Origin of the sequence: Streptomyces sp. G-G2, from assembly GCF_030063135.1 — a bacterium.
In the GTDB taxonomy this organism is placed as follows: domain Bacteria; phylum Actinomycetota; class Actinomycetes; order Streptomycetales; family Streptomycetaceae; genus Streptomyces.
In genome coordinates this window covers 1-21,073 of record NZ_JASISO010000046.1, presented here as the reverse complement: position 1 = coordinate 21,073, position 21,073 = coordinate 1, and the positions used below count along the sequence as shown (strand labels likewise).

At 73.5% G+C, this 21,073-nt stretch carries 19 protein-coding genes; 12 read left to right on the top strand and 7 right to left on the bottom strand.

Annotated features, from left to right (window positions below):
• Positions 1–7: 7 nt before the first annotated feature.
• The 3 genes from QMF80_RS29635 to QMF80_RS29625 all read right to left on the bottom strand — a co-directional run bounded on the left by QMF80_RS29635 (position 8) and on the right by QMF80_RS29625 (position 2,346).
• Complete coding sequence (locus QMF80_RS29635) at positions 8–568, bottom strand: SigE family RNA polymerase sigma factor (protein WP_283458771.1); 561 nt, start codon at positions 566–568, stop codon at positions 8–10.
• A gap of 174 nt (positions 569–742) precedes the next feature.
• Positions 743–1,711, bottom strand: a complete 969-nt coding sequence (locus QMF80_RS29630; protein WP_283458768.1) for an iron-sulfur binding domain-containing protein — start codon at positions 1,709–1,711, stop codon at positions 743–745.
• 23 nt (positions 1,712–1,734) lie between these two features.
• A complete protein-coding gene (locus QMF80_RS29625) occupies positions 1,735–2,346 on the bottom strand; it encodes a phosphatase PAP2 family protein (RefSeq protein WP_283458766.1) in 612 nt (203 codons plus the stop codon).
• Positions 2,347–2,502: 156 nt separating this feature from the next.
• On the opposite strand from QMF80_RS29625, the gene QMF80_RS29620 reads away from it, so the two are divergent.
• Positions 2,503–3,327, top strand: a complete 825-nt coding sequence (locus QMF80_RS29620; protein WP_283458764.1) for a hypothetical protein — start codon at positions 2,503–2,505, stop codon at positions 3,325–3,327.
• Between the two features lie 91 nt (positions 3,328–3,418).
• On the opposite strand, the gene disA is transcribed toward QMF80_RS29620, so the two are convergent.
• Positions 3,419–4,543: a DNA integrity scanning diadenylate cyclase DisA gene (gene disA, locus QMF80_RS29615; RefSeq protein WP_283458762.1), complete on the bottom strand. Its 1,125-nt coding sequence runs from the start codon at positions 4,541–4,543 to the stop codon at positions 3,419–3,421.
• 164 nt (positions 4,544–4,707) lie between these two features.
• On the bottom strand, positions 4,708–6,117 hold the full coding sequence (radA, locus tag QMF80_RS29610; protein ID WP_283458760.1) for a DNA repair protein RadA: 1,410 nt from the start codon (positions 6,115–6,117) through the stop codon (positions 4,708–4,710).
• Between the two features lie 218 nt (positions 6,118–6,335).
• Between radA and QMF80_RS29605 the strand changes: the two genes are divergently transcribed.
• Positions 6,336–8,093, top strand: a complete 1,758-nt coding sequence (locus QMF80_RS29605; RefSeq protein ID WP_283458758.1) for a BACON domain-containing protein — start codon at positions 6,336–6,338, stop codon at positions 8,091–8,093.
• A 56-nt stretch (positions 8,094–8,149) separates the two neighbouring features.
• On the opposite strand, the gene QMF80_RS29600 is transcribed toward QMF80_RS29605, so the two are convergent.
• Positions 8,150–8,959 (bottom strand): DUF3109 family protein, encoded by an 810-nt coding sequence (locus QMF80_RS29600; RefSeq protein ID WP_283458756.1) that lies wholly within the window; start codon positions 8,957–8,959, stop codon positions 8,150–8,152.
• 62 nt (positions 8,960–9,021) lie between these two features.
• Here QMF80_RS29600 and QMF80_RS29595 point away from each other — a divergent pair, with 62 nt between their 5' ends.
• The 4 genes from QMF80_RS29595 to ilvD all read left to right on the top strand — a co-directional run bounded on the left by QMF80_RS29595 (position 9,022) and on the right by ilvD (position 13,620).
• A complete protein-coding gene (locus QMF80_RS29595) occupies positions 9,022–9,951 on the top strand; it encodes a Ppx/GppA family phosphatase (RefSeq protein ID WP_283458754.1) in 930 nt (309 codons plus the stop codon).
• Between the two features lie 211 nt (positions 9,952–10,162).
• Positions 10,163–10,999 carry a sugar phosphate isomerase/epimerase family protein gene (locus QMF80_RS29590; protein ID WP_283458752.1) on the top strand — a complete coding sequence of 279 codons (837 nt, stop codon included), beginning with the start codon at positions 10,163–10,165 and terminating at the stop codon, positions 10,997–10,999.
• Positions 10,996–11,658 (top strand): TetR/AcrR family transcriptional regulator, encoded by a 663-nt coding sequence (locus QMF80_RS29585; protein WP_283458750.1) that lies wholly within the window; start codon positions 10,996–10,998, stop codon positions 11,656–11,658. The genes QMF80_RS29590 and QMF80_RS29585 overlap by 4 nt, the downstream gene beginning before the upstream one ends.
• 111 nt (positions 11,659–11,769) lie before the next feature.
• Positions 11,770–13,620 (top strand): dihydroxy-acid dehydratase, encoded by a 1,851-nt coding sequence (gene ilvD / locus QMF80_RS29580; protein ID WP_283458748.1) that lies wholly within the window; start codon positions 11,770–11,772, stop codon positions 13,618–13,620.
• 246 nt (positions 13,621–13,866) lie between these two features.
• On the opposite strand, the gene QMF80_RS29575 is transcribed toward ilvD, so the two are convergent.
• A complete protein-coding gene (locus QMF80_RS29575; RefSeq protein WP_283458746.1) occupies positions 13,867–16,056 on the bottom strand; it encodes a serine/threonine-protein kinase in 2,190 nt (729 codons plus the stop codon).
• 118 nt (positions 16,057–16,174) lie between these two features.
• Between QMF80_RS29575 and QMF80_RS29570 the strand changes: the two genes are divergently transcribed.
• The 6 genes from QMF80_RS29570 to proC all read left to right on the top strand — a co-directional run bounded on the left by QMF80_RS29570 (position 16,175) and on the right by proC (position 20,635).
• Positions 16,175–16,498, top strand: a complete 324-nt coding sequence (locus QMF80_RS29570; protein WP_283458744.1) for a peptidase — start codon at positions 16,175–16,177, stop codon at positions 16,496–16,498.
• A gap of 100 nt (positions 16,499–16,598) precedes the next feature.
• On the top strand, positions 16,599–17,162 hold the full coding sequence (locus tag QMF80_RS29565; RefSeq protein WP_283458742.1) for an SLC5/6 family protein: 564 nt from the start codon (positions 16,599–16,601) through the stop codon (positions 17,160–17,162).
• 5 nt (positions 17,163–17,167) lie between these two features.
• Entirely contained in the window at positions 17,168–18,190 is a 1,023-nt protein-coding gene (locus QMF80_RS29560) for a CPBP family intramembrane glutamic endopeptidase (protein WP_283458740.1), read from the top strand.
• A gap of 54 nt (positions 18,191–18,244) precedes the next feature.
• Entirely contained in the window at positions 18,245–19,069 is an 825-nt protein-coding gene (locus QMF80_RS29555; RefSeq protein WP_283458738.1) for an ABC transporter ATP-binding protein, read from the top strand.
• Positions 19,066–19,803 (top strand): ABC transporter permease, encoded by a 738-nt coding sequence (locus QMF80_RS29550; RefSeq protein WP_283458735.1) that lies wholly within the window; start codon positions 19,066–19,068, stop codon positions 19,801–19,803. The genes QMF80_RS29555 and QMF80_RS29550 overlap by 4 nt, the downstream gene beginning before the upstream one ends.
• Before the next feature lie 22 nt (positions 19,804–19,825).
• A complete protein-coding gene (gene proC, locus QMF80_RS29545) occupies positions 19,826–20,635 on the top strand; it encodes a pyrroline-5-carboxylate reductase (protein ID WP_283458733.1) in 810 nt (269 codons plus the stop codon).
• Positions 20,636–21,073: the final 438 nt, after the last annotated feature.

Genomic DNA, 21,073 nt, shown 5'->3' with positions numbered 1-21,073 from the left:
AGGCCTGTTAGGCCGCGCACCGCTCCCGCCCCTCGTACAGCATGGTGTGGTCACCGCGTTCCAGCGCGCGCATGTCCAGGTCCCGGCTCTCCAGCTCCTGCCGCAGGCGCGCCAGGGCCCGGTGCAGCGTGCTCTTCACGGTACCGGCCGACATGCCGAGCGCCGCGGCCGTCTCCTCGGTGCTCATCTGCTCCCAGTGTCGCAGCACGACCACGCTGCGCTGCTTGGGCGCGAGCACCTTGAGGATGTCCATCAGCAGGGCGCGGTCGGCGCGCTGCTCGGCGCCGTCCTCGACGCTGGCGTCCGGGAGCTGCTCGGTGGGGACCTCTTCGAGCTTGCGGGCACGCCACCACTCGGTCCGCGTGTTGATCATGACGCGGCGCAGGTAGGCATCGGCGAGGGACTTGTCGGCGATGCCGTCCCAGCGGCCGTACGTCCGCACGAGGGCGGTCTGCAGCAGGTCCTGGGCGTCGGTGGGGTCCGGGACCAGGCGACGGGCACTGCGCAGCAGCGCGTCCTGCCGAGTGCGTACGTACTCTTCGAATTCGAGTACCTCGCCGTGCGCCATCTCAGACCGCCTCCGCCTGCTCACCGTTCCACTTCCACTGCTTGTGGACCTGAAGGTACGGAGCGGTTGTCACGGCACTGTGCGGGTGAGCCTTCGGTGGGAACACGGCTGTCCATAGGTTGTGTAACAGCCCCCGTGAGCTGGGGTTTCACCGGCTCAAGCGGAATGCGAGAGTCAGCCGGCCGGGAGCCGGTAGGCCGTCGCGAGGCCGCCCGCGCGGCCGTCCTCGCCCTCCGCGCCCAGCGGTTCGACGAGCCCGTCGCTGACCAGCCCGTCCAGGGCCCGGGCCCGCTGCACCGGCTCGTCCCACACGGCGTCCAGCACCACCCGCGGCACCGGCCCGACCGCCTCGCGGAGCACCGCGAGGAGCCTGCCGCGCACCTGCCGGTCGGTACCGGCGTACGTCTGCCCGCGCCGCGGCGGACCCTCGTGCGCGGGCTTGCCCGCCAGCCGCCACGCGCACAGCCCGGCCACCGGGCAGCGGGCGCAGTCCGGGTTCTTCGCCGTGCACACCAGCGCGCCCAGCTCCATGGAGGCCGCCGCCCAGCCGGCAGCGGTCTCCTCGTCGTCGGGCAGCAGGGCCCGGGCGAGGCGCCGCTCGGCGGCGGTGGTGGCGTTCGGCGGGTACTCGACACCGGCCGCGGTCCGGGCGAAGACCCGGCGCACGTTGGTGTCCAGCACCGGGTGCCGCTGCCCGTAGGCGAAGGAGGCCACAGCGGCCGCCGTGTACTCGCCGATGCCGGGCAGCGAGAGCAGCCGGTCGTGTTCCCTCGGTACGTCGCCCCCGTGGCGTTCCGTTATGGCGACGGCCGCGCCGTGCAGCCGCAGGGCCCGGCGCGGATAACCGAGCCGCCCCCAGGCCCGTACGGCCTCGCCGGGAGCCTCGGCGGCCAGATCGGCGGGGCGGGGCCAGCGGGCCAGCCACTGCTCGTACACCGGCAGCACCCGGGCGACCGGGGTCTGCTGGAGCATGAACTCGCTGACCATGACGCCCCAGGGGCCGGCCTCGGGGCGGCGCCAGGGCAGATCGCGGGCGTTCTCGCGGAACCAGGCGATGACGGGGGAGTGCAGCGCGCGGGCGGCCTCGGCACCGGGGACGGCGGCCGGACCGGCGGGCGCGGGGGATTCGGGGGAAAGAGTCATGGCAGGGGGCATCCTGGCACGATTCACCCGTGTCGCGCGGGGCCCGGACCGGTGAACCGGACAGCGGAGCGGACCTCGCTCGTCCGCATCGTGCGGATCATCCGACCGGCCGGGCCGGTGAGGGCGAGGACCACCAGGGGGACCAGCGAGGCCCCGAACAGCAGACCCAGCGCCACGTCGTGCGGGTAGTGCACCCCGACGAAGACCCGGGAGAAGGCCATCAGCAGCGCCAGCGGCACCACCAGCGGCGCGAGCCGCCGGGAGGCCATGATCAGGGCGACGGCGGCCGCGCCCGCGATCACGGAGTGATTGCTGGGGAAGGACCAGTCGCCGACCGCGGGGCACGTGACCAGGGAGGGGAGCGCGCCGGACACCGCCCGGCAGGGCCGGTCCTCGTGCACGAAGGTCTTCAGCAGCTCGGAGGCGACGTACGCGAGCGCCGTGGCGAGCGGCGCGAGCACCGCCAGGGCCATCGCCCGGTCGCCGAGGGTGCGGGCCCGCCACCACACGAGGAGGAAGAGCAGGCCGAAGAGCAGGAGGCCGTTCTTGGTCCATATTTCCGCGAGCGACTGCACCCAGCCGGGTGTGGAGTGCGCGAAGCCGGTGATGTCGAGGTAGAGGCCGGAGCTGTCCATCCGGCCGAGAGTACGCACAGCGGACTCCCCGCCGCCCCTCCGGTGCGCCCGGACGGCCGTCCGGGCTACGGCAGCGGGATGATCATCGCCAAAATTCGCCGATACCCGGCATGGGCGGCACTGATCGCGACGCCGACTCTCGTAAAGTTTCCTCTCGTGGGATCTCTGCGCAATCCGGTCGGGCCGCTCCCCTCCTCCATCTACTGGCGACGGAGGGCGGTTCTGGCGTCCGTCGCCGCTCTGCTGGCCATCCTCGCCGTATGGACCGTCAGTTCCGGTGGCGGGACGACGAGTCAGAACGGCAAGGGCGGCAAGGGACCCCGTCCCGCGGCCTCGATCACCCCGGGCGCGCCCGGAACCGGGCCGGCGATCACTCAGGCCCCGGGCGGGCGTGACGAGTCGGGCGCGGGCGGTGCCACGGGCGGCGACCACGGCGGCGCGTCGGGTTCCGGCGCGGGCGGCGCGGGCGGCAAGAACGGCGAACCGGGCGGGGCGGGTTCGGCGGCGGGCGCGGACGCGGGCGGCGCGGCGGCCTCCGGTGGCGGCCCCGGCCAGATCCCGGCGGACTCCCCGCTCCCCGCCTGTGCGCCGAGCGGGCTCCAGTGGGAGGTCAAGAGCACCAAGAACGAGTACGAGCCGAACGAGCGCCCCCGTCTGGAGCTCCTCGCGCGCAATGTCTCAGGCGCCACCTGCAAGGTGGACCTCGGTCCGAAGCAGGCGATCCTGACGATCACTCAGGCCAGCACGGGCAAGGCCGTGTGGTCCTCGGCGGACTGCCCGACGGGAGCGGGGAACCTCTTCTTCCGGCTGCCCGCGAACAGCGACACGACGCAGTCGCTGGAATGGGACCGCAAGTTCAGCGCGGCGTCCCAGTGCCAGACGCCTCCGGCGGGGAGCGCGGTGGCCGACACATACGTGGTCGAGGTCAAGTCCCCCGGCATGCCGGTGGCCCGCACGTCATTCGTCCTGAAGCAGGACTGACCCCCTCGACCGCCGGCGGGGCTGGATGTGCCCACGGGGCACATTCCAGCCCCCGTCGGCGGTCGAGGCGCCCCGGGAGGGCGCACAGCCCTTAGACGTACCGCTCCAGGATCGAGGACTCCGCCAGCCGCGACAGCCCTTCGCGCACCGACCGCGCCCGCGCCTCGCCGACCCCGTCGACGGTCTGGAGGTCGTCCACACTGGCGGCGAGCAGCTTCTGCAGCCCCCCGAAGTGCTCCACGAGCCGCTCGATGATGGCCCCCGGCAGCCGGGGAACCTTCGCCAGCAGCCGGTACCCGCGCGGCGACACCGCCGAGTCCAGGGTCTCGGGCGAGCCCGTGTACCCCAGCCCCCGTGCCACCGTCGCCAGCTCCAGCAGCTCCGCGTGCCGGAAGGAGTCCAGCTCGGCCAGCGCCTCCTCCACCGTGCGGGAACGCTTCGCCGTAGGCTCCGGCACGTAGTCCCGGATCACCAGCTCCCGCTCCTGCTCGATCCCGACCGTCAGCTCGTCCAGCTGGAGCGACAGCAGCCGCCCGTCGGTGCCCAGCTCCACCACGTACTCGGCGATCTCGGTCGCGATCCGCCGCACCATCTCCAGCCGCTGCGCGACCGCCGTGACGTCGCGGACCGTCACCAGGTCCTCGATCTCCAGCGCCGACAGCGTGCCGGCGACCTCGTCGAGCCGCAGCTTGTACCGCTCCAGCGTGGCCAGCGCCTGGTTCGCCCGGGACAGGATCGCCCCGGACTCCTCCAGTACGCGCCGCTCGCCGTCGACGTACAGCGCGATCAGCCGCATCGACTGCGACACCGACACGACCGGGAAGTTGCACTGCTTGGAGACACGGTCCGCGGTCCGGTGCCGGGTCCCCGTCTCCTCCGTCGGAATCGACGCGTCCGGCACCAGCTGGACGCCCGCCCGCAGGATCTTGGTGATGTCCTTGTCCACGATGAGCGCCCCGTCGAGCTTGCACAGCTCGCGCAGCCGGGTCGCGGTGAACTCCACGTCCAGCACGAATCCGCCGGTGCACATGGCCTCGACGCTCTTGTCCATACCGAGAACGATCAGGCCGCCCGTGTTGCCGCGCAGGATCCGCTCCAGCCCGTCACGGAGCTGCTGACCAGGTGCGACCGCGCTCAGCGAGGCCCGCATCAGGGCCTCCTGCTTGCTGCCTGCGCCGGACTTCCCGGATGCTGCTGCCCCGTCCTTGGCTGCCACTGCACTCCTCCGGTCGCGGGTTGCGCCGCCCCGCGGCGCGGGCACACACGCGTGCATACGGCCGGGCGGACCAGCACAAAGTCTACCGGCGCGCGCCACGCCCCCGCCGTTGCTTACCCGGCACAGCCGTTCCGGAACCCCGGACGGGCCCCCTGACCAGCGGGTTACTCGGCGCTCTTGGTGGAGTTGCGGCTCCGCCCGCGCGGCAGCACCCGCAGTGCCTCCCCCATGTCCGCGACCTCGACGACCTTCATTCCGGCGGGCACCTTGCCCGGGTCGGCCGGCACCAGGGCGTGCGTGAAGCCGAGCCGGTGCGCCTCGGCGAGCCTGCGCTGCACGCCCGTCACCCGCCGCACCTCACCCGCCAGCCCGACCTCCCCGATCGCGACGAGGTTCTTCGGCAGCGGTACGTCGCTCGCGGCCGAGGCCAGCGCCAGCGCGACGGCCAGGTCGGCGGCGGGCTCGGTCAGCTTCACCCCGCCGACGGTCGCGGTGTAGATGTCGCGCTTGCCGAGGGCGGTGATCCGCCCGCGCTGCTCCAGCACGGCCAGCATCATCGAGACGCGGGAGGTCTCCAGCCCGGAGGTGGTCCGCCGGGGCGAGGGGATCTGCGAGTCCACGGTCAGCGCCTGCACCTCGGCGACCAGCGGCCGCTTGCCCTCCAGGGTCACGGTCAGGCAGGTCCCGGGCACCGCCTCCGCGCGCCGGGTCAGGAACAGGCCGCTCGGATCGGTGAGCCCGGTGATGCCCTCGTCGTGCAGTTCGAAGCAGCCGACCTCGTCGGTGGCGCCGTACCGGTTCTTGATGCCGCGCACCAGCCGCAGCCGCGCGTGCCGGTCGCCCTCGAAGCTGAGGACGACGTCCACGAGGTGTTCCAGCAGCCGGGGGCCCGCGATCGCCCCGTCCTTGGTGACGTGGCCGACGAGCAGCGTGGACATCCCGCGCTCCTTTGAGGCCCGGATCAGCGCGCCCGCGACCTCGCGGACCTGCGCCATGCCGCCGGGCGCCCCGTCGATCTCGGGCGAGGCGATGGTCTGTACGGAGTCCAGGATCAGCAGGGACGGCTTCACCGCGTCCAGGTGCCCGAGCACCGCCGACAGGTCCGTCTCGGCCGCGAGGTAGAGGTGGTCGCTGAGGGCCTTGATCCGGTCGGCGCGCAGCCGGACCTGGCTCGCCGACTCCTCGCCCGTCACGTAGAGGGTGCGGTGCTCCTCGCTCGCGGCCTTCGCCGCGACGTCGAGGAGCAGGGTGGACTTGCCGACGCCGGGCTCCCCGGCGAGCAGGGCCACGGCTCCGGGGACGAGGCCGCCGCCGAGCACCCGGTCCAGCTCGGGGACCCCGGTGGAGCGGGCCGTCGCCTGGCGCCCGTCGACCTGCCCGATGGGCACCGCCGGGGTGGACACCCGGCCCGCGGCGGTGGTGCGCACGGCGGGGGCGCCCGTCTCCTCGACCGTTCCCCAGGCCTGGCACTCGGGGCACCGGCCCAGCCACTTCGCGGTGGTCCAGCCGCATTCGGTACAGCGGTAGGACGGCCGGTCCTTGGCGGATGAACGGGATGTACGGGCTGCTGCCATGGCGCCAACGGTAATGGCCGCCACCGACAGCCCCCCACGGCGAACGATCCACGGGGCCGGGGCGGCCGACCGGGCGGCGGCCGGGGGGACGCGGGGCGGCGGCATCCGGGTGGCGGCGTCAGGGCCGCCGTCAGCAGCGACCCGATTCGTTCACCCGTAAGGGCTAAAAGTGCTGAAGGCTTCCAGGGCGTCACCGGCACGCCGCCTACGGTCACCAGGTGAGCAGCAGCAATCAGACGACCCCCGCGACACGCACCGGCGCACACCGGGCGCACGGGCGCATGATCCCCCAAGGGGAGCAGGCGCCTCCCTTCCGCCACGAGCCCTATCTCGACGGCCTGTTCACGTACTGCCTCTCCGTCCTCTGCGACCACGACAGCGCCACCGAGGTACTGGGCGAGGTACTGGCCGTGGCCGAGCGGCACCCCGGACGCTGTCCCGACGAGAGCGAGCGCCGGGCCTGGCTCTACGCCCTCGCCCGCTGGGCCTGTCTGCGAAGACTCGCGGAACAACGGCGCGCCCGGCACGCCCCGGGCGGCGCACACACCGCCCGGCGTACGCCGGAGCACACCGAGAGCCCCCGTGCGCCGGGTGGGGACCACCCGGGCGCCTTCGCCGACGGGGGCGCGGGCCCGGCCGCCGCCGCACCCGCCGACGGGCTCGACGTCAGCGCGTACCGCCGGACCGAGCTGGCCCGCCTCGCCTGGCCCGAAGCGGCGGGCACCACCCCCGAGCAGCGCGAGGCCCTCGAACTCGCCGTCCGCCACCGGCTCACCGTCGCCGAACTCGCCGCCGTCATCGGCACCCCGGCCGCCGCCGCCCGCGACCTGCTGACCGGCGCCGCCTGCGAGGTCGAGCGCACCCGCGCCGCCCTCGCCGTCGTCGAGACCGGCAACTGTCCCGCCGTCTCCCGGCTCACCGGCGACAGCCAGGTCCTGCTCTCCACCACCCTGCGCGCCGAACTGGTCCGCCACGTCGACGACTGCCCGCGCTGCCGCCGCGCCGCCGAACGCGTCGGCGCGGGCGCCCCCTGGCCCGGCTCCGGCGGCGTCCACAACGGAGCGCTCCCGCTCGTCCCGGCCCCCCGTACGGGCGTGCGCGCCGCGATGCTGCGCTCGGCGCGGGTACGGGGCCGGGCCGCGGGCCCGCGCTTCGCCCGTACCGGATTCCCCCTCGACCCCAAGGACCACGCGGCCCGCCGCGACCGGATCCGGGCCCGGGCGGTCACCACCACCGTGGTCGCCACGGTGGTGGCCGCGCCGGTCCTGGCCCTCTGGGCGGCGTACCGGGGAGCCCCGAGCACCGGCGAGCCGACCGGGAACGCGGGCACCCGGATCTCCGCGAGCGGGGTGGAGATCCCGCAGCACCTGGACGGCCACCCGCTCGCCGCCTACGAGAACGCGGGCAACACCCGCACGACCGGCGCCGAGCCCCGCTTCACCGAGGGCGGCCCGGTGGCCGACGTATCCGTCGAGGTGATCAGCTCCGGCGCCACGCCGAGCCCCGACCAGCCGGGCGCCCCGGGCCGCCTCACCGTCACCGCCTCCTCCCGGGGCGGGGTGACCTTCCTCGGACTCACCGCGTCCGGCGGCGCGCCCGTCGACTGGCGGCTCTGGACCGACGCCTCCTGGCTCCGAGCGAGCCGCACCGCGGGCACCCTGGCCCCAGGAGAATCGGTCACCCTGCGGATCGCCGTGGACCCCGACGCCCAGCCCGTCGGCGCCTGGACCGCCCGGGTCGGGGTGGACCCGAGCGGCGCGATGGTCTCGATCTCCGGCGGCGGCCGCCCGGCTCCCCGGCCCAGCCAGCCGCAGTCCCCGGCCCCGACCCCTCCGGCGTCGCCGACCCCGGACCCTCCGACGCCCACCCCGACGCCCACGCCGAGCCCTCCGGCGTCGCCGACCCCCACGCCGACGCCGACGCCGAGCGCCTCTGAAGGAACGGTTTCCCCGGCCCCCACGCCCGCCGGCTCCTGACCGGCGCGCGGGGGACGGGCGCGCGCAGGACGGTTACGTGGTGACCGGCGGGGCAGCTACTTCGTGACCGGCGGGTCAGCCGGGTGCGGAGCCATCGGCAGTACGGACGCCAGCCGTGCCTCGCACAGCGCCACCAGCGCCTTGTAGGCGGGCTTGCCCATCAGCTCGGTCAGCTCGGGCCGGTAGGTGACGTACACCGGATCACCCGCGCCGTGCGCGGACGTCGCCGAGGTGCACCACCAGTGCAGGTCGTGGCCGCCCGGACCCCAGCCGCGCCGGTCGTACTCGCCGATCGTCACCTGGAGCACCCGGGTGTCGTCCGGCCGGTCGATCCACTCGTACGTACGCCGGACCGGCAGCTGCCAGCACACGTCCGGCTTCGTCTCCAGCGGCTCGCGCCCCTCCTTGAGCGCCAGGATGTGCAGCGAACAGCCCGCGCCCGCCGCGAAACCGGGCCGGTTCTGGAAGATGCACGACCCCTCCCACCGCCGGGTCTGCCGCTCGCCGTCCTCGTCCTTCTGCACCCAGCCGCTCTCGGCGCCGACGTCGTGGAACTGCCACAGATCCGGCGTCAGCCGCGCGACGCTCGCAGCGACCCGCTTCTCGTCGTCCTCGTCGGAGAAGTGCGCGCCGAGCGTGCAGCACCCGTCGTCCGCCCGGCCCGCCTGGATGCCCTGGCACCCGCTGCCGAAGATGCAGGTCCAGCGGGAGGTGAGCCAGGTCAGGTCACAGCGGAAGACCTGCTCGTCATCGGCCGGATCCGGGAACTCCACCCAGGCCCGCGCGAAGTCGAGGCCCTTCTCGTCGGCCGTGCTCGACTTCACGGTCTTGCTCTTGCTCTTGCTGGCCTTCTTCGTATTGGGCACAAACCCAAGCCTAAACGCCCCTTACGCCACCCCTACGCGTTCGGCCCAGTAGCGTTTCGCGTATGAGACTCGGTGTCCTTGACGTGGGTTCGAACACGATCCACCTGCTCGTGGTCGACGCGCACCCCGGTGCGCGCCCCCAGCCCGCGCACTCGCACAAGGTCGAGCTGCGCCTGGCGGAGCTGCTCGACGAGCGCGGCGCGGTCAGCCCCGAAGGCGTGGAGCGGCTCGTCGCGGTCATCGCGGGCGCGGCCCAGGCCGCCGAGGACAAGGGTTGCGAGGACGTGCTGCCCTTCGCGACCAGCGCGGTGCGCGAGGCGACCAACGCGGACGAGGTGCTGGCCCGGGTCCGCGAGGAGACCGGCGTGGACCTCCAGGTGCTCAGCGGCGCGGACGAGGCCCGGCTGACCTTCCTCGCCGTACGCCGCTGGTTCGGCTGGTCGGCGGGCAAGCTGATGGTGCTCGACATCGGCGGCGGCTCCCTGGAGATCGCCTCCGGCATCGACGAGGACCCCGACACCGCCGTGTCCCTGCCGCTCGGCGCGGGCCGCCTCACCGCGGGCTGGCTCCCGGGCGACCCGCCGGACCCGGCGGACATCAAGGCGCTGCGCCGCCACGTACGGACCCAGATCGCGCGTACGGTCGGCGAGTTCAGGCGGTCGGGTGCGCCGGACCACGTCGTGGCCACCTCGAAGACCTTCAGGCAGCTGGCCCGGATCGCGGGCGCGGCCCGTTCAGCCGAGGGCCTCTTCGTCCAGCGCGGGCTGACCCGCAAGTCCCTGGAGGAGTGGGTCCCGCGCCTGACGGAGATGACCACCTTCCAGCGGGCGGCCCTTCCGGGCGTCTCGGAGGGCCGCGCCGCGCAGCTCCTGGCGGGGGCGATGGTCGCGGAGGCCGCCATGGACCTCTTCGGGGTCGACGAACTCGAAATCTGCCCCTGGGCCCTCCGCGAAGGCATCATCCTCCGCCGCCTGGACCACCTCCCGTCCTAACCCCCGGGCCCGCCGGCCCCTCAACCCCCGGGCGATCCGTCGCCGGAGGCACCCGGGCCGCCCGGCGCGCGAGGGCATCCGGGCCCCGGCACGGGCCTCCCTCACGGCCCCCCGGCGCGCCCCCCGCAAGGGGCCCCCACAAGGCCCCCCGCACGGGCCCGGGCGGAGCCCGGTGAGGGGCCCGGGGGCCAAGCCCCCGTACCCTGTCCCCGTGGCAGAACCAGTGCGCATCCCGGACGCGAAAGTCGCCCTCTCCACCGCCTCCGTCTACCCGGAGTCCACGGCGACCGCCTTCGAGATCGCCGCACGCCTCGGCTACGACGGCGTCGAGGTCATGGTCTGGACGGACCCCGTCAGCCAGGACATCGAGGCCCTGCGCCGCCTCTCCGACCACCACCAGGTCCCGATCCTCGCCATCCACGCCCCCTGCCTCCTCATCACCCAGCGCGTCTGGTCCACCGACCCGTGGATCAAGCTCCAGCGCGCCCAGACGGCGGCCGAGAAGCTCGGCGCGAGCACGGTGGTCGTGCACCCGCCCTTCCGCTGGCAGCGCCAGTACTCCCGCGAGTTCGTCTCCGGCATCTGGCGCATGGCCGACGAGACCGATGTCCGTTTCGCGGTCGAGAACATGTACCCCTGGCGCTACCGCGACCGCGAGATGCTCGCGTACGCCCCCGAGTGGGACGTCACCAAGGACGACTACCGCCACTTCACGGTCGACCTCTCGCACACCGCGACCGCCCGTGCGGACGCCACCGCGATGATCGACCGGATGGGCGACCGCCTCGCCCACGTCCACCTCGCCGACGGCAACGGTTCCGCCAAGGACGAGCACCTCGTCCCCGGCCGCGGCACCCAGCCGTGCGCCGAACTCCTGGACCGGCTCGCCCGTACCGGCTTCGACGGCCACGTCGTCATCGAGGTCAACACCCGCCGCGCGATGTCCGCCGCCGAGCGCGAGGCCGACCTCGCCGAGGCCCTCGCCTTCACCCGGCTGCACCTGGCGGCCACCGGGACCGGCACCACCACCCGCGTCCCCCGCCGATGACCGGCGCCGCCCCGAAGCCGGAGGGACCGGAGGAGCCGCAGCCGCAGGAGTCGAAGAGGCCCCGCCGCGGCCCCGGCCGCCCCCGCCAGGACGAGGCCGAGGAAGGCCCCGGCACCCAGGAGCGGATCCGCCTCGCCGCCCGCTCCGAGTTCGCCGAGCGCGGGTACGACAAGACGTCCGTGCGCGGGGTCGCCAAGGCCGCGGGCGTGGACCCGGCGCTGGTCCACCACTACTTCGGCACCAAGGACGACCTCTTCGCGGCCGCCATCGAGATGAGCATGGAGCCCGCCCTGGTGGTCCCGCTGATCGTCGGTGACGGCCCGGACGGGATCGGCGAGCGCCTCGCCCGCTACTTCCTGGGCATCTGGGAGAACCCGGTCAGCCGGACCCCGCTCCTCGCCGTCATCCGCTCGGCGCTGACCCACGAGGCCGCGGCCAGGGTGCTGCGGCGGCTGATCCTGCGCCGGGTGCTGGAACGGGTCGCGGCCGACCTCGACGTCCCCGACCCCACCTTCCGCGCGGAGCTGGCCGCCTCGCACATGGTCGGCATCGCCCTCCTGCGGTACGTCGTCCGGGTCGAGCCCCTGGCCTCGGCGGACCCGGAGGACATCGTCAGGCTGGTCGCCCCCACCCTCCAGCGCTACCTGACCGAGGAATGAGCGCCCCGTCCCGCCATCCGGACACCTTGTCCGGATCCCGGGCGGCAGGCGTAGCCTCGTAATCTGAGCCAGACATCTCTGAGTCAGTGCCGTCTATGGGGAGTGAACCCGATGCCCGAGCTGAGGTCCCGCACCGTCACCCACGGCCGCAACATGGCGGGCGCACGCGCCCTTATGCGGGCGTCGGGCGTAGCGAGCGCCGACATCGGCAAGCCGATCATCGCGGTCGCCAACTCGTTCACCGAGTTCGTCCCCGGGCACACCCACCTCGCCCCGGTCGGCCGGATCGTCTCCGAAGCCATCCTCGCCGCGGGCGCCGTCCCGCGTGAGTTCAACACGATCGCCGTCGACGACGGCATCGCGATGGGCCACGCCGGCATGCTGTACTCCCTGCCCTCCCGCGACCTCATCGCGGACTCGGTCGAGTACATGGTGGAAGCCCACTGCGCGGACGCCCTGATCTGCATCTCCAACTGCGACAAGATCACCCCCGGCATGCTGATGGCCGCCATGCGCCTCAACATCCCGGTCGTCTTCGTCTCGGGCGGCCCGATGGAGGCCGGTCAGGCCACCCTCGTCGACGGCACCGTCCGCAAGCTCGACCTGATCGACGCCATGGTCGACGCCTCCAACGAGAACGTCTCCGACGAGGACGTCCTGCGCATCGAGGAGAACGCCTGTCCCACCTGCGGTTCCTGTAGCGGCATGTTCACGGCCAACTCGATGAACTGCCTCGCCGAGGCCATCGGCCTCGCCCTCCCGGGCAACGGCTCGGTCCTGGCCACGCACACCGCCCGCAAGGCCCTGTACGAGAACGCGGGCCGCACGATCGTCGAGATCACCAAGCGGCACTACGAGCAGGACGACTACTCGGTCCTGCCGCGTTCCATCGCCACCCGCCAGGCCTTCGAGAACGCCATGGCCCTCGACATCGCCATGGGCGGCTCCACCAACACGATCCTGCACCTGCTGGCCGCGGCGCAGGAAGCGGGCCTGGACTACGACCTCAAGGACATCAACGAGGTCTCGCGCCGCGTCCCGTGCCTGTCCAAGGTCGCGCCGAACGTGGCCCCGGGCGGTACGTACTACATGGAGGACATCCACCGGGCGGGCGGCATCCCCGCCATCCTGGGCGAGCTGTACCGCGGCGGCCTCCTCAACAAGGACGTCCACACCGTGCACTCGGCCACCATCGAGGAGTGGCTCGGCACCTGGGACGTGCGCAGCGGCACCGCGTCCGACGAGTCCATCGAGCTGTGGCACGCGGCCCCCGGCTGCGTCCGCTCCGCGACCGCCTTCTCGCAGTCCGAGCGCTGGGACACCCTCGACCTCGACGCGGAGGGCGGCTGCATCCGCTCGGTCGAGCACGCGTACTCCCAGGACGGCGGGCTCGCCGTCCTCCACGGCAACATCGCCGTCGACGGCTGCGTGGTCAAGACGGCGGGCGTCGACGAGTCGATCTGGACCTTCGAGGGTCCGGCCGTGGTCTGCGAGTCGCAGGACGAGGCCGTCGACAAGATCCTCCGCAAGGAGATCAAGGCGGGCGACGTCGTCGTCATCCGCTACGAGGGTCCGCGCGGCGGGCCCGGCATGCAGGAGATGCTCTACCCGACGTCCTTCCTCAAGGGCCGGGGCCTCGGCAAGTCCTGTGCGCTGGTGACGGACGGCCGCTTCTCCGGAGGCACCTCGGGCCTGTCCATCGGCCACGCCTCGCCCGAGGCGGCGTCGGGCGGTGCGATCGCCCTCGTCGAGGACGGTGACCGCATCCGGATCGACATCCCGAACCGCACGATCGAGCTGCTCGTCCCGGACGAGACCCTGGCGGCCCGCCGCGAGGCCCTCGGCGGCGTCTACGCCCCGAAGAACCGCGAACGCAAGGTCTCGGCGGCCCTGCGTGCGTACGCCGCCATGGCCACGAGCGCCGACAAGGGCGCAGTCCGCGACGTCTCCCTCCTGGGCTGACCCCGGCCCCGCGTTCAGCCCCGTCGGCGTTCGAGGCGCCCCCGGAGGGCAGACCGGCCCAGGCCGGAAACCTTCCGGAGGCCCTTCCACGCTGCCGCCGGTCCCTGCCTCCGGCGGGCCCTCAATCGCCGGGCGGGCTGATGTCGGCTCGGGCAGCCCTCAATCGCCGGGCGGGCTGACGGTGCCCCGGCCCCGGGGGGGGGGAATGAGGTTCGGCGGCGTTCGAGGCGGCCCCCGGACACGGCACTAGCGCCACCCGCCAGGGTCAACGGCGAAGACCGTCCCGTCCGGCGCCGACCCGAAGACCCGCCCGTCGGCGACGACCGGCGACGGCCGCGACGGCGTGAACGTGTGCGCCCCCGTCGCCATCCGCGGCGCGGTCTGCCCCACCAGCCTCCCCCGCCCGGCGTCCACCGCCAGCAGCCGCCCGTCCGCCGCCATCAGGTGCACGCGGCCGTCCGCCGCCACCGGCCGCGACCCCTGGCTCGCGGCCGTCTCCAGCCGCCACAACTCCCGCTCCGCGCCCACGGCGACCAACGCGCCCCCGCTGGCGAACGCGTACACCGTCCCGTCCGCGCCCACGCCCCCCTGCGCCTGCAGCAGGCTCGTCGGCAGCAGGGTCCGCCGCTCGGTCCGGCTGCGCAGGTCCATCCGTACCACCGCGTCCGTCACCATCCCGTCGCCCGCCAGCAGGTGCAGGGCCCCCGCGGCCACCCCGACCGGCTCCAGCAGTCCCGCCGACCGGTGCTGCCAGCGGGTCGTGCCGTCGGCCGCGGCCAGGGCCAGCACCTGGGTCGACGTACCGTCCCCGGCCGGGGTCACGGCATACACCTCCGAGCCGTCCGCCGCCGGGACCAGCTGCGCCCCCACCCCCGCCGGCCGCTTCGCCCACCGCACCGACCCGGTCGCCGCGTCCCGCGCCGTGACCTGCCCGTCGGCGGCGACGAGCACCAGCGCCCCCGCCGGTACGACGTCGGCCCCGAGCGGGACGTCGGCCTTCCAGCGCTGCGCCCCCGTCGCCGGGTCCAACGCCTGGAGTACGTGCGCCCCGGCCAGGTACGCGAGGACGGACCCACCGCCGAGGAACGGCGCGGGATCTCCCGCCCCGGTCACCCCGGCCGCGGACCACACCACCGCGCCCGTCGCCGGGTTCAGCCGGACCGCCGCGAGGCCGGGCGCCGAGCAGTACAGGGCGTCCGACAGCCAGGCGCAGGCCGGGATCCGGGCGGCGGCCCCGGGCGCGCCGGGGGTCGTCGCCCACGGCGTGATCCGGGCGGGCCCGGGCTCGCGTGCGGTGCCCGCCAGGTGGTCGGCGGCCGTCGCGGGCGGGGTGTCCCGCAATTGCGCGTACCCGCCGACGGCCCCGCCGGTGACCAGCAGCCCGGTGCCCAGCGCGGCGGCCACCCGCCAGCGCGTGCGCCGCCGCCCGGCGCGCGGCTCGGCTGCGCCCCCGGCCGGAAGGCTGTCCCGCCGGTGCGTGGGCGGACCCGCCGCGGGTTCGGCGGGCAGCCGCGGGCGCACCGGCCCGAGCCCGTCCCGCCGGTGCGTCTGCGGGTCCGCCCCGGGCGCGGACGCGGCGAGCCTCGGTCGCGGTATGAACGTACGGGTGTCCTCGTTCGTCGGGTACGCCACCGACCGCAGCTCCCCGATCAGCTCGTCGGCGGTCGGCCGCGCGGCCGGGTCCTTCGCCAGGCACCGCGCGATCAGCGGCGCCAGCTCCGACGGCACCCCGGTGAGATCGGGCTCGTTGTGCACCACCTGGTACGCCACGATGTACGCGCTCTCGGAGTCGAACGGCCCGTGCCCGGTGGCCGCGTGCACCAGCAGCGCCCCCATCGCGAACACGTCCGCGGCGGGCCCGACGTCGCGCGGCCGCTGGAACTGCTCGGGCGCCATGAACGGCGGGGTCCCGATCAGCTTCCCGGTCTCGGTCCGCAGGTCGCTGTCGTAGGGCCGGGAGATCCCGAAGTCGATGACCTTCGGTCCGTCGGAGGCCATCAGGACGTTGCTCGGCTTGAGGTCCCGGTGCACCACCCCGGCCCGGTGGATGTCGCGCAGCGCCTCCGCCAGCCCGGCGCCGAGCCGCCCCACCTCGGCCGGGTCCAGGACCCGTTCGCGCACCCGCTCCGCGAGCGTCGGCGCGTCGATGAACAGGGTGGCCATCCAGGGCCGTTCGGCGTCGGGGTCGGCGTCCACGACGGGCGCGGTGAAGGCTCCGCTCACCCGTCGGGCGGCGGCCACCTCCTGCTGGAAGCGGGCCCGGAACTCGGGATCCACCGCGTGCTGCGCGTGCACGATCTTGACGGCGAGTTTCAGCCCGGACGCGGAGGTGGCGAGGTGGACGACGCCCATGCCGCCGGCCCCGAGCACGGATTCCAGCCGGTACAGCCCGGCGTATTCCGGAAACCCGGACTGCCCGGCGCGCAGCGATCGCATTCGCCCCATCACCCCCGGGGGAGCCTAGTCGACGGTGCGTGCGAATTCGTAAGGGGCTGCTATCCTCCGCGAGTTGCCGGGCGCAATGGTCCGGTTTTGGACAATGGGGGTGTTCCGCATGGCGGTTGACGAGGTGGCGAACGAGGCGGCGAACGGGGCGGAATCCCTGTCCGTGCAGGCCGGTTCGGAGGGGTACCTGACGTTCCCGGTCGCTCCCGACTGTCGGGTGAACGTCCGCAGCGGCCCGGGCACCGGATACCCGATCAAGAAGGTCCTGCCGTACGACGCGTGGGTGAAGATCGACTGCCAGACGCCCGGCACGAACGTCTCGGGCCCCTACGGCACGTCGGACATCTGGGACTGCATCGGTAACGGCCTGTACGTGTCCGACGCGTACGTGAAGACGGGCGCCGACGGCTACGTCGCCACCCGCTGCGGCTGACCGGACCCGGCCGGTACCAAGGTCCCGAACCGGGGCCCCGCCCCGTCTGCCACGTGAGACACACCGGGCCGGTGCCGTCCGGCGGGGGATAATCGCTGCCGTGAGCGACGAACGAGACCCGAGCAGCAGCGAGCCGACCCCCGCCGACCCGGCCCCGGCCACCGGGAGCCCGACGACTCCGGCGGCCTCCGAGGGCCCCCGGCCCGAGCCGATCCGGTTCTTCGGGACGACCTGGGTGAACCACGACGGCGGCTACCACCTGCGCCGCGCGGGCATGGCGGCCGCCTCGCTGCTGACCGCCGTCATCGGCGCCTTCGTGCTGCGCTTCGCGTACGAGGGCCTGGAGATCGGCAATGTCGGCGCCTTCCTGAGCATCTCCGTCGTCGTGCTCTTCGCGATCGCGAGTTCCATCGCCTTCGCGAAGACCTGGGAGTCCTACGCCCGCCGGGCCCGGCCCTCCTCGGACGAGGCCTCGCTCAAGGGCCTCAAGGCCATCGGGTTCATCGGCAGCCTGATCGCGTACTTCATCCGCTGCCTCTTCGAGGCGCCCGGCGAGCGGCTGGCCCGCTTCGAGTACGACCGTGCCCGCGTCGAGTACGACCGCCGCCGGGGAGCCCGTACCGGGAACCCGGCCGCCCGCCGCCAGAAGCGCAAGAAGAAGTAGGCGGGGTGAGCGCCCCACTCCCGGACGGCCGCCCCTGGCCGCCGCCCGCGCCACCCGCCCGGCACCCGGAACACCCCGCACACCCCGCGTACCCCGCGCCCGCGATGCTCCCCACCGGCCCGCTCACGGCCCCCGCCGGTTCCCCGTACGCCGCCCAGGCCCGCAACGGCACCCAGCGCCCGCTGCGCGAACTCGGCGCCACCGCCCTGCTCCTCGTCATGGGCCTCGTCGCCATGATCGGGCTGTTGGCCGCCGCCGCCCTGTCCGCGAACGCCTTCGGCATCGCCGGGACCGATCCGGCCGGCGAGAAGATCTTCAGCGATCCGCTCGCCGACGAGGCGCTCGGGCTGATCAGCCTCGGCCTCGCGATACCCGCCGTCCTCCTCGTCGTACGCCGGATCCAGCGCCGCCCGGCCGGCACCATCTCCTCGGTCACCGGACGGCTGCGCCTCGGCTGGCTGGGGCTCTGCTCCGTCCTCGCCCTGCCCGCGCTCGCCACCCAGATCGGCCTGCTCGTCTGGCTGCTGCCGCCCGACGGCCCCGAGGGCGCGGGCGACCTGTTCTCCCCGCCCGCCTGGCCGACGCTGCTGCTCAGCCTGGCCGTGGTGTGGGCGCTGGTCCCCTTCCAGGCCGCGGCCGAGGAGTACCTGTTCCGCGGCTGGATCCTCCAGGCCTTCGGCGCGCACCTGCGCCGCCCCTGGGCCGGGATCGCCGTCGGCTCGCTCCTGTTCGCGCTGGCGCACGGCTTCGGTCAGTGGTCCGGTTTCGCGCTGCTCTGCTACTCCGCCGCCTGGTACGCCTGGCTCACGCTGCGCACCGGCGGTCTGGAGGCCGCCATCGCCCACCACATGGTGAACAACCTGCTGGCCTTCACCCTCGAAGCGCTCGCCGATGACATCGGGTCCGACGGCACGGCGGCCGACGCGCCCTGGCAGGCCCTGGCCCTCGACCTGGTCCTCACCCCGCTCTACTGCCTTTGCGTCGTCCGGCTGTCGGAGCGCCGGTCCGTCCGCACCCTCTCCTCCTGACGCCGCCCGCCCCGATGGTTGACGCCCGGCACCCCCAGGAGCATTATTCATCACATGATGAATAACCGGGCCGACGAAGCCTCGGCCCCCACCCCCGCGGTGCGGGCGACCGGCCTGACCGTCCGCCGCGGCACCGGCCGCACCCCCGCCACCGTCCTCCACGGCATCGGGTTCGCCGTCCCCCGCGGCCGCATCACCGGCCTCCTCGGCCCTTCCGGCTGCGGCAAATCCACCCTCATGCGCGCCGTCGTCGGCACCCAGGCCCACGTCACCGGCACCCTCGACGTCCTCGGCCGCCCCGCCGGTCACCCCGAACTGCGCTCCCGCATCGGCTACGTCACCCAGGCGCCGTCCGTCTACGACGACCTCACCGTCCGGCAGAACCTCGACTACTTCGCCGCCGTCCTGCGCCCCGGTCGCGCCGCCGCCGACCACCGCCGCGCCGACGTCACCCGCGCCCTGACCGACGTGGACCTCACGCGCCACGCCGACGCCCTCGCCGGACACCTCTCCGGCGGCCAGCGCAGCCGGGTCTCCCTCGCCGTCGCCCTGCTCGGCACCCCTGAACTGCTCGTCCTCGACGAACCGACCGTCGGCCTCGACCCGGTCCTGCGCCGCGACCTGTGGAACCTCTTCCACACCCTCGCCGACACCCGCGGCGCCACGATCCTCGTCTCCTCCCACGTCATGGACGAGGCCGAGCGCTGCCACAGCCTGCTCCTCATGCGCGAGGGCCGGATCCTCGCCGAGGACACCCCGGACGCCCTGCGCGCCCGTACCCGCTCCGACACCGTCGAAGAGGGCTTCCTGCACCTCGTGGACGAGGCCGACGCCCAGGCCCGCGCCGAGGCCTCCGTAGGGGAGAACGAGATCCGATGAACGCCGCCCGCACCACCGCCACCGCCCTGCGCGTCCTGCGCCAGCTCCGCCACGACCCGCGCTCCATCGCGCTGATGCTGCTCGTGCCCGTCCTGATGCTGACCCTGCTCCGCTTCGTCTTCGACGGCAGCCCGCGCACCTTCGACAGCATCGGCGCCAGCCTCCTCGGCATCTTCCCGCTGATCACGATGTTCCTGGTGACCTCCATCGCCACCCTGCGCGAGCGGACCTCCGGCACCCTCGAACGCCTCCTCGCCATGCCCCTGGGCAAGGGCGACCTGATCGGCGGCTACGCCCTCGCCTTCGGCGCCGTGGCCGTCGTACAGTCCCTGCTCGCCACCGGCCTCGCCCTCTGGGCCCTCGGCCTCGACATCGTCGGCTCGCCCTGGCTGCTGCTCCTGGTCGCCCTGCTCGACGCCCTCCTCGGCACCGCGCTCGGCCTCTTCGTCTCCGCCTTCGCGGCCTCCGAGTTCCAGGCCGTCCAGTTCATGCCCGCGGTGATCTTCCCCCAACTGCTCCTGTGCGGACTCTTCGCGCCCCGAGGCACCATGCAGCCGGTCCTCGAAGCGGTCTCGAACGTCCTCCCCATGTCCTACGCCGTCGACGGCATGACCCAGGTCCTCACCCACACCGACATGACCGCCGACTTCGTCCGCGACACGGTCGTCGTCGCCGCCTGCGCCCTGCTGGTGCTCACCCTCGGCGCGGCCACCCTGCGCCGCCGTACTCCCTGAGGCCTGGTGCAAAGATGAGGGCATGACCCAGACAGTCGCCGTTCTCGGCACCGGCAAGATCGGTGAGGCCCTGCTCAGCGGGATGATCCGAGGCGGCTGGCCCGCCTCGAAGCTCCTCGTCACGGCCCGCCGCCCCGAACGAGCCGAGGAGCTCCGTACGCGCTACGGCGTCGAGGCCGTCAGCAACGCCGAAGCCGCCCGGCGCGCCGACACCCTGATCCTCACGGTCAAGCCGCAGGACATGGGAAAGCTCCTCGACGAGCTGGCCCCGCACGTCCCGGCCGACCGCCTGGTGATCAGCGGCGCCGCCGGCATCCCGACCTCGTTCTTCGAGGACCGGCTCGCCGCCGGCACGCCGGTGGTCCGCGTCATGACGAACACTCCCGCCCTGGTGGACGAGGCCATGTCCGTCATCTCCGCGGGCAGCCACGCCACCGGAGCGCACCTCGCCCACACCGAGGAGATCTTCGGCGGCGTGGGCAAGACCCTGCGCGTCCCCGAGTCCCAGCAGGACGCGGCCACCGCCCTCTCCGGCTCGGGCCCGGCGTACTTCTACTTCCTCGTCGAGGCCATGACGGACGCGGGCATCCTCCTGGGCCTGCCCCGCGCCCAGGCCCACGACCTGATCGTCCAGGCCGCCGTGGGCGCGGCCGTCATGCTCCGCGACAGCGGCGAGCACCCGGTCAAGCTCCGCGAGGCCGTCACTTCCCCGGCCGGTACGACGATCAACGCGATCGTGGAGCTGGAGAAGCACGGGGTACGGGCGGCCCTCATCGCGGCCCTCGAAGCGGCCCGTGACCGCAGCCGCGAACTGGCCTCCGGCAACAGCTGAGCCACCGCACGGGTGACGGCACGGCGAGGGTTGACACATCTGTGCCGTATCCGTAAGGTTCTTCGAGTTGTCCGTAGTGAGCTGCCGACTCCGGTCGGTCCCCGGACAGCCATCCGCCCTTACCCATTCGAACGAAGCGTCGTACGTTGTCGTCTCGTTTTCATGCGTATTTGCGAATGAGGAATCCGTGCCCGAGTGGCACCGCCGCCGATTAGGTTCGGCGGCAAGGAATCCGCTACTGTCTCACTCGTCGGAACGGCCCAACAGCCGCGAAGACAAGCCCAACTGACTGGGAATCAGGCCCGAAAGGATCTGATAGAGTCGGACTCGCCGGAAAGGGAAACGCGAAAGCGAATACCTGGAAAGCGAAACCCGCTTCGACCGGGAATCGGACACGAGAGAGTCTGATAGAGTCGGAAACGAAGAACGAAGCCCGGA

Bases quoted from the DNA above. Each gene is read 5' to 3' on its own strand.
- QMF80_RS29570 (WP_283458744.1), top strand. From the start codon at position 16,175: ATGGCGGTTGACGAGGTGGCGAACGAGGCGGCGAACGGGGCGGAATCC.
- proC (WP_283458733.1), top strand. From the start codon at position 19,826: ATGACCCAGACAGTCGCCGTTCTCGGCACCGGCAAGATCGGTGAGGCC.
- QMF80_RS29635 (WP_283458771.1), bottom strand. From the start codon at position 568: ATGGCGCACGGCGAGGTACTCGAATTCGAAGAGTACGTACGCACTCGG.
- QMF80_RS29550 (WP_283458735.1), top strand. From the start codon at position 19,066: ATGAACGCCGCCCGCACCACCGCCACCGCCCTGCGCGTCCTGCGCCAG.
- QMF80_RS29625 (WP_283458766.1), bottom strand. From the start codon at position 2,346: ATGGACAGCTCCGGCCTCTACCTCGACATCACCGGCTTCGCGCACTCC.
- QMF80_RS29630 (WP_283458768.1), bottom strand. From the start codon at position 1,711: ATGACTCTTTCCCCCGAATCCCCCGCGCCCGCCGGTCCGGCCGCCGTC.
- QMF80_RS29585 (WP_283458750.1), top strand. From the start codon at position 10,996: ATGACCGGCGCCGCCCCGAAGCCGGAGGGACCGGAGGAGCCGCAGCCG.
- QMF80_RS29555 (WP_283458738.1), top strand. From the start codon at position 18,245: ATGATGAATAACCGGGCCGACGAAGCCTCGGCCCCCACCCCCGCGGTG.
- QMF80_RS29595 (WP_283458754.1), top strand. From the start codon at position 9,022: ATGAGACTCGGTGTCCTTGACGTGGGTTCGAACACGATCCACCTGCTC.
- ilvD (WP_283458748.1), top strand. From the start codon at position 11,770: ATGCCCGAGCTGAGGTCCCGCACCGTCACCCACGGCCGCAACATGGCG.
- QMF80_RS29575 (WP_283458746.1), bottom strand. From the start codon at position 16,056: ATGCGATCGCTGCGCGCCGGGCAGTCCGGGTTTCCGGAATACGCCGGG.
- radA (WP_283458760.1), bottom strand. From the start codon at position 6,117: ATGGCAGCAGCCCGTACATCCCGTTCATCCGCCAAGGACCGGCCGTCC.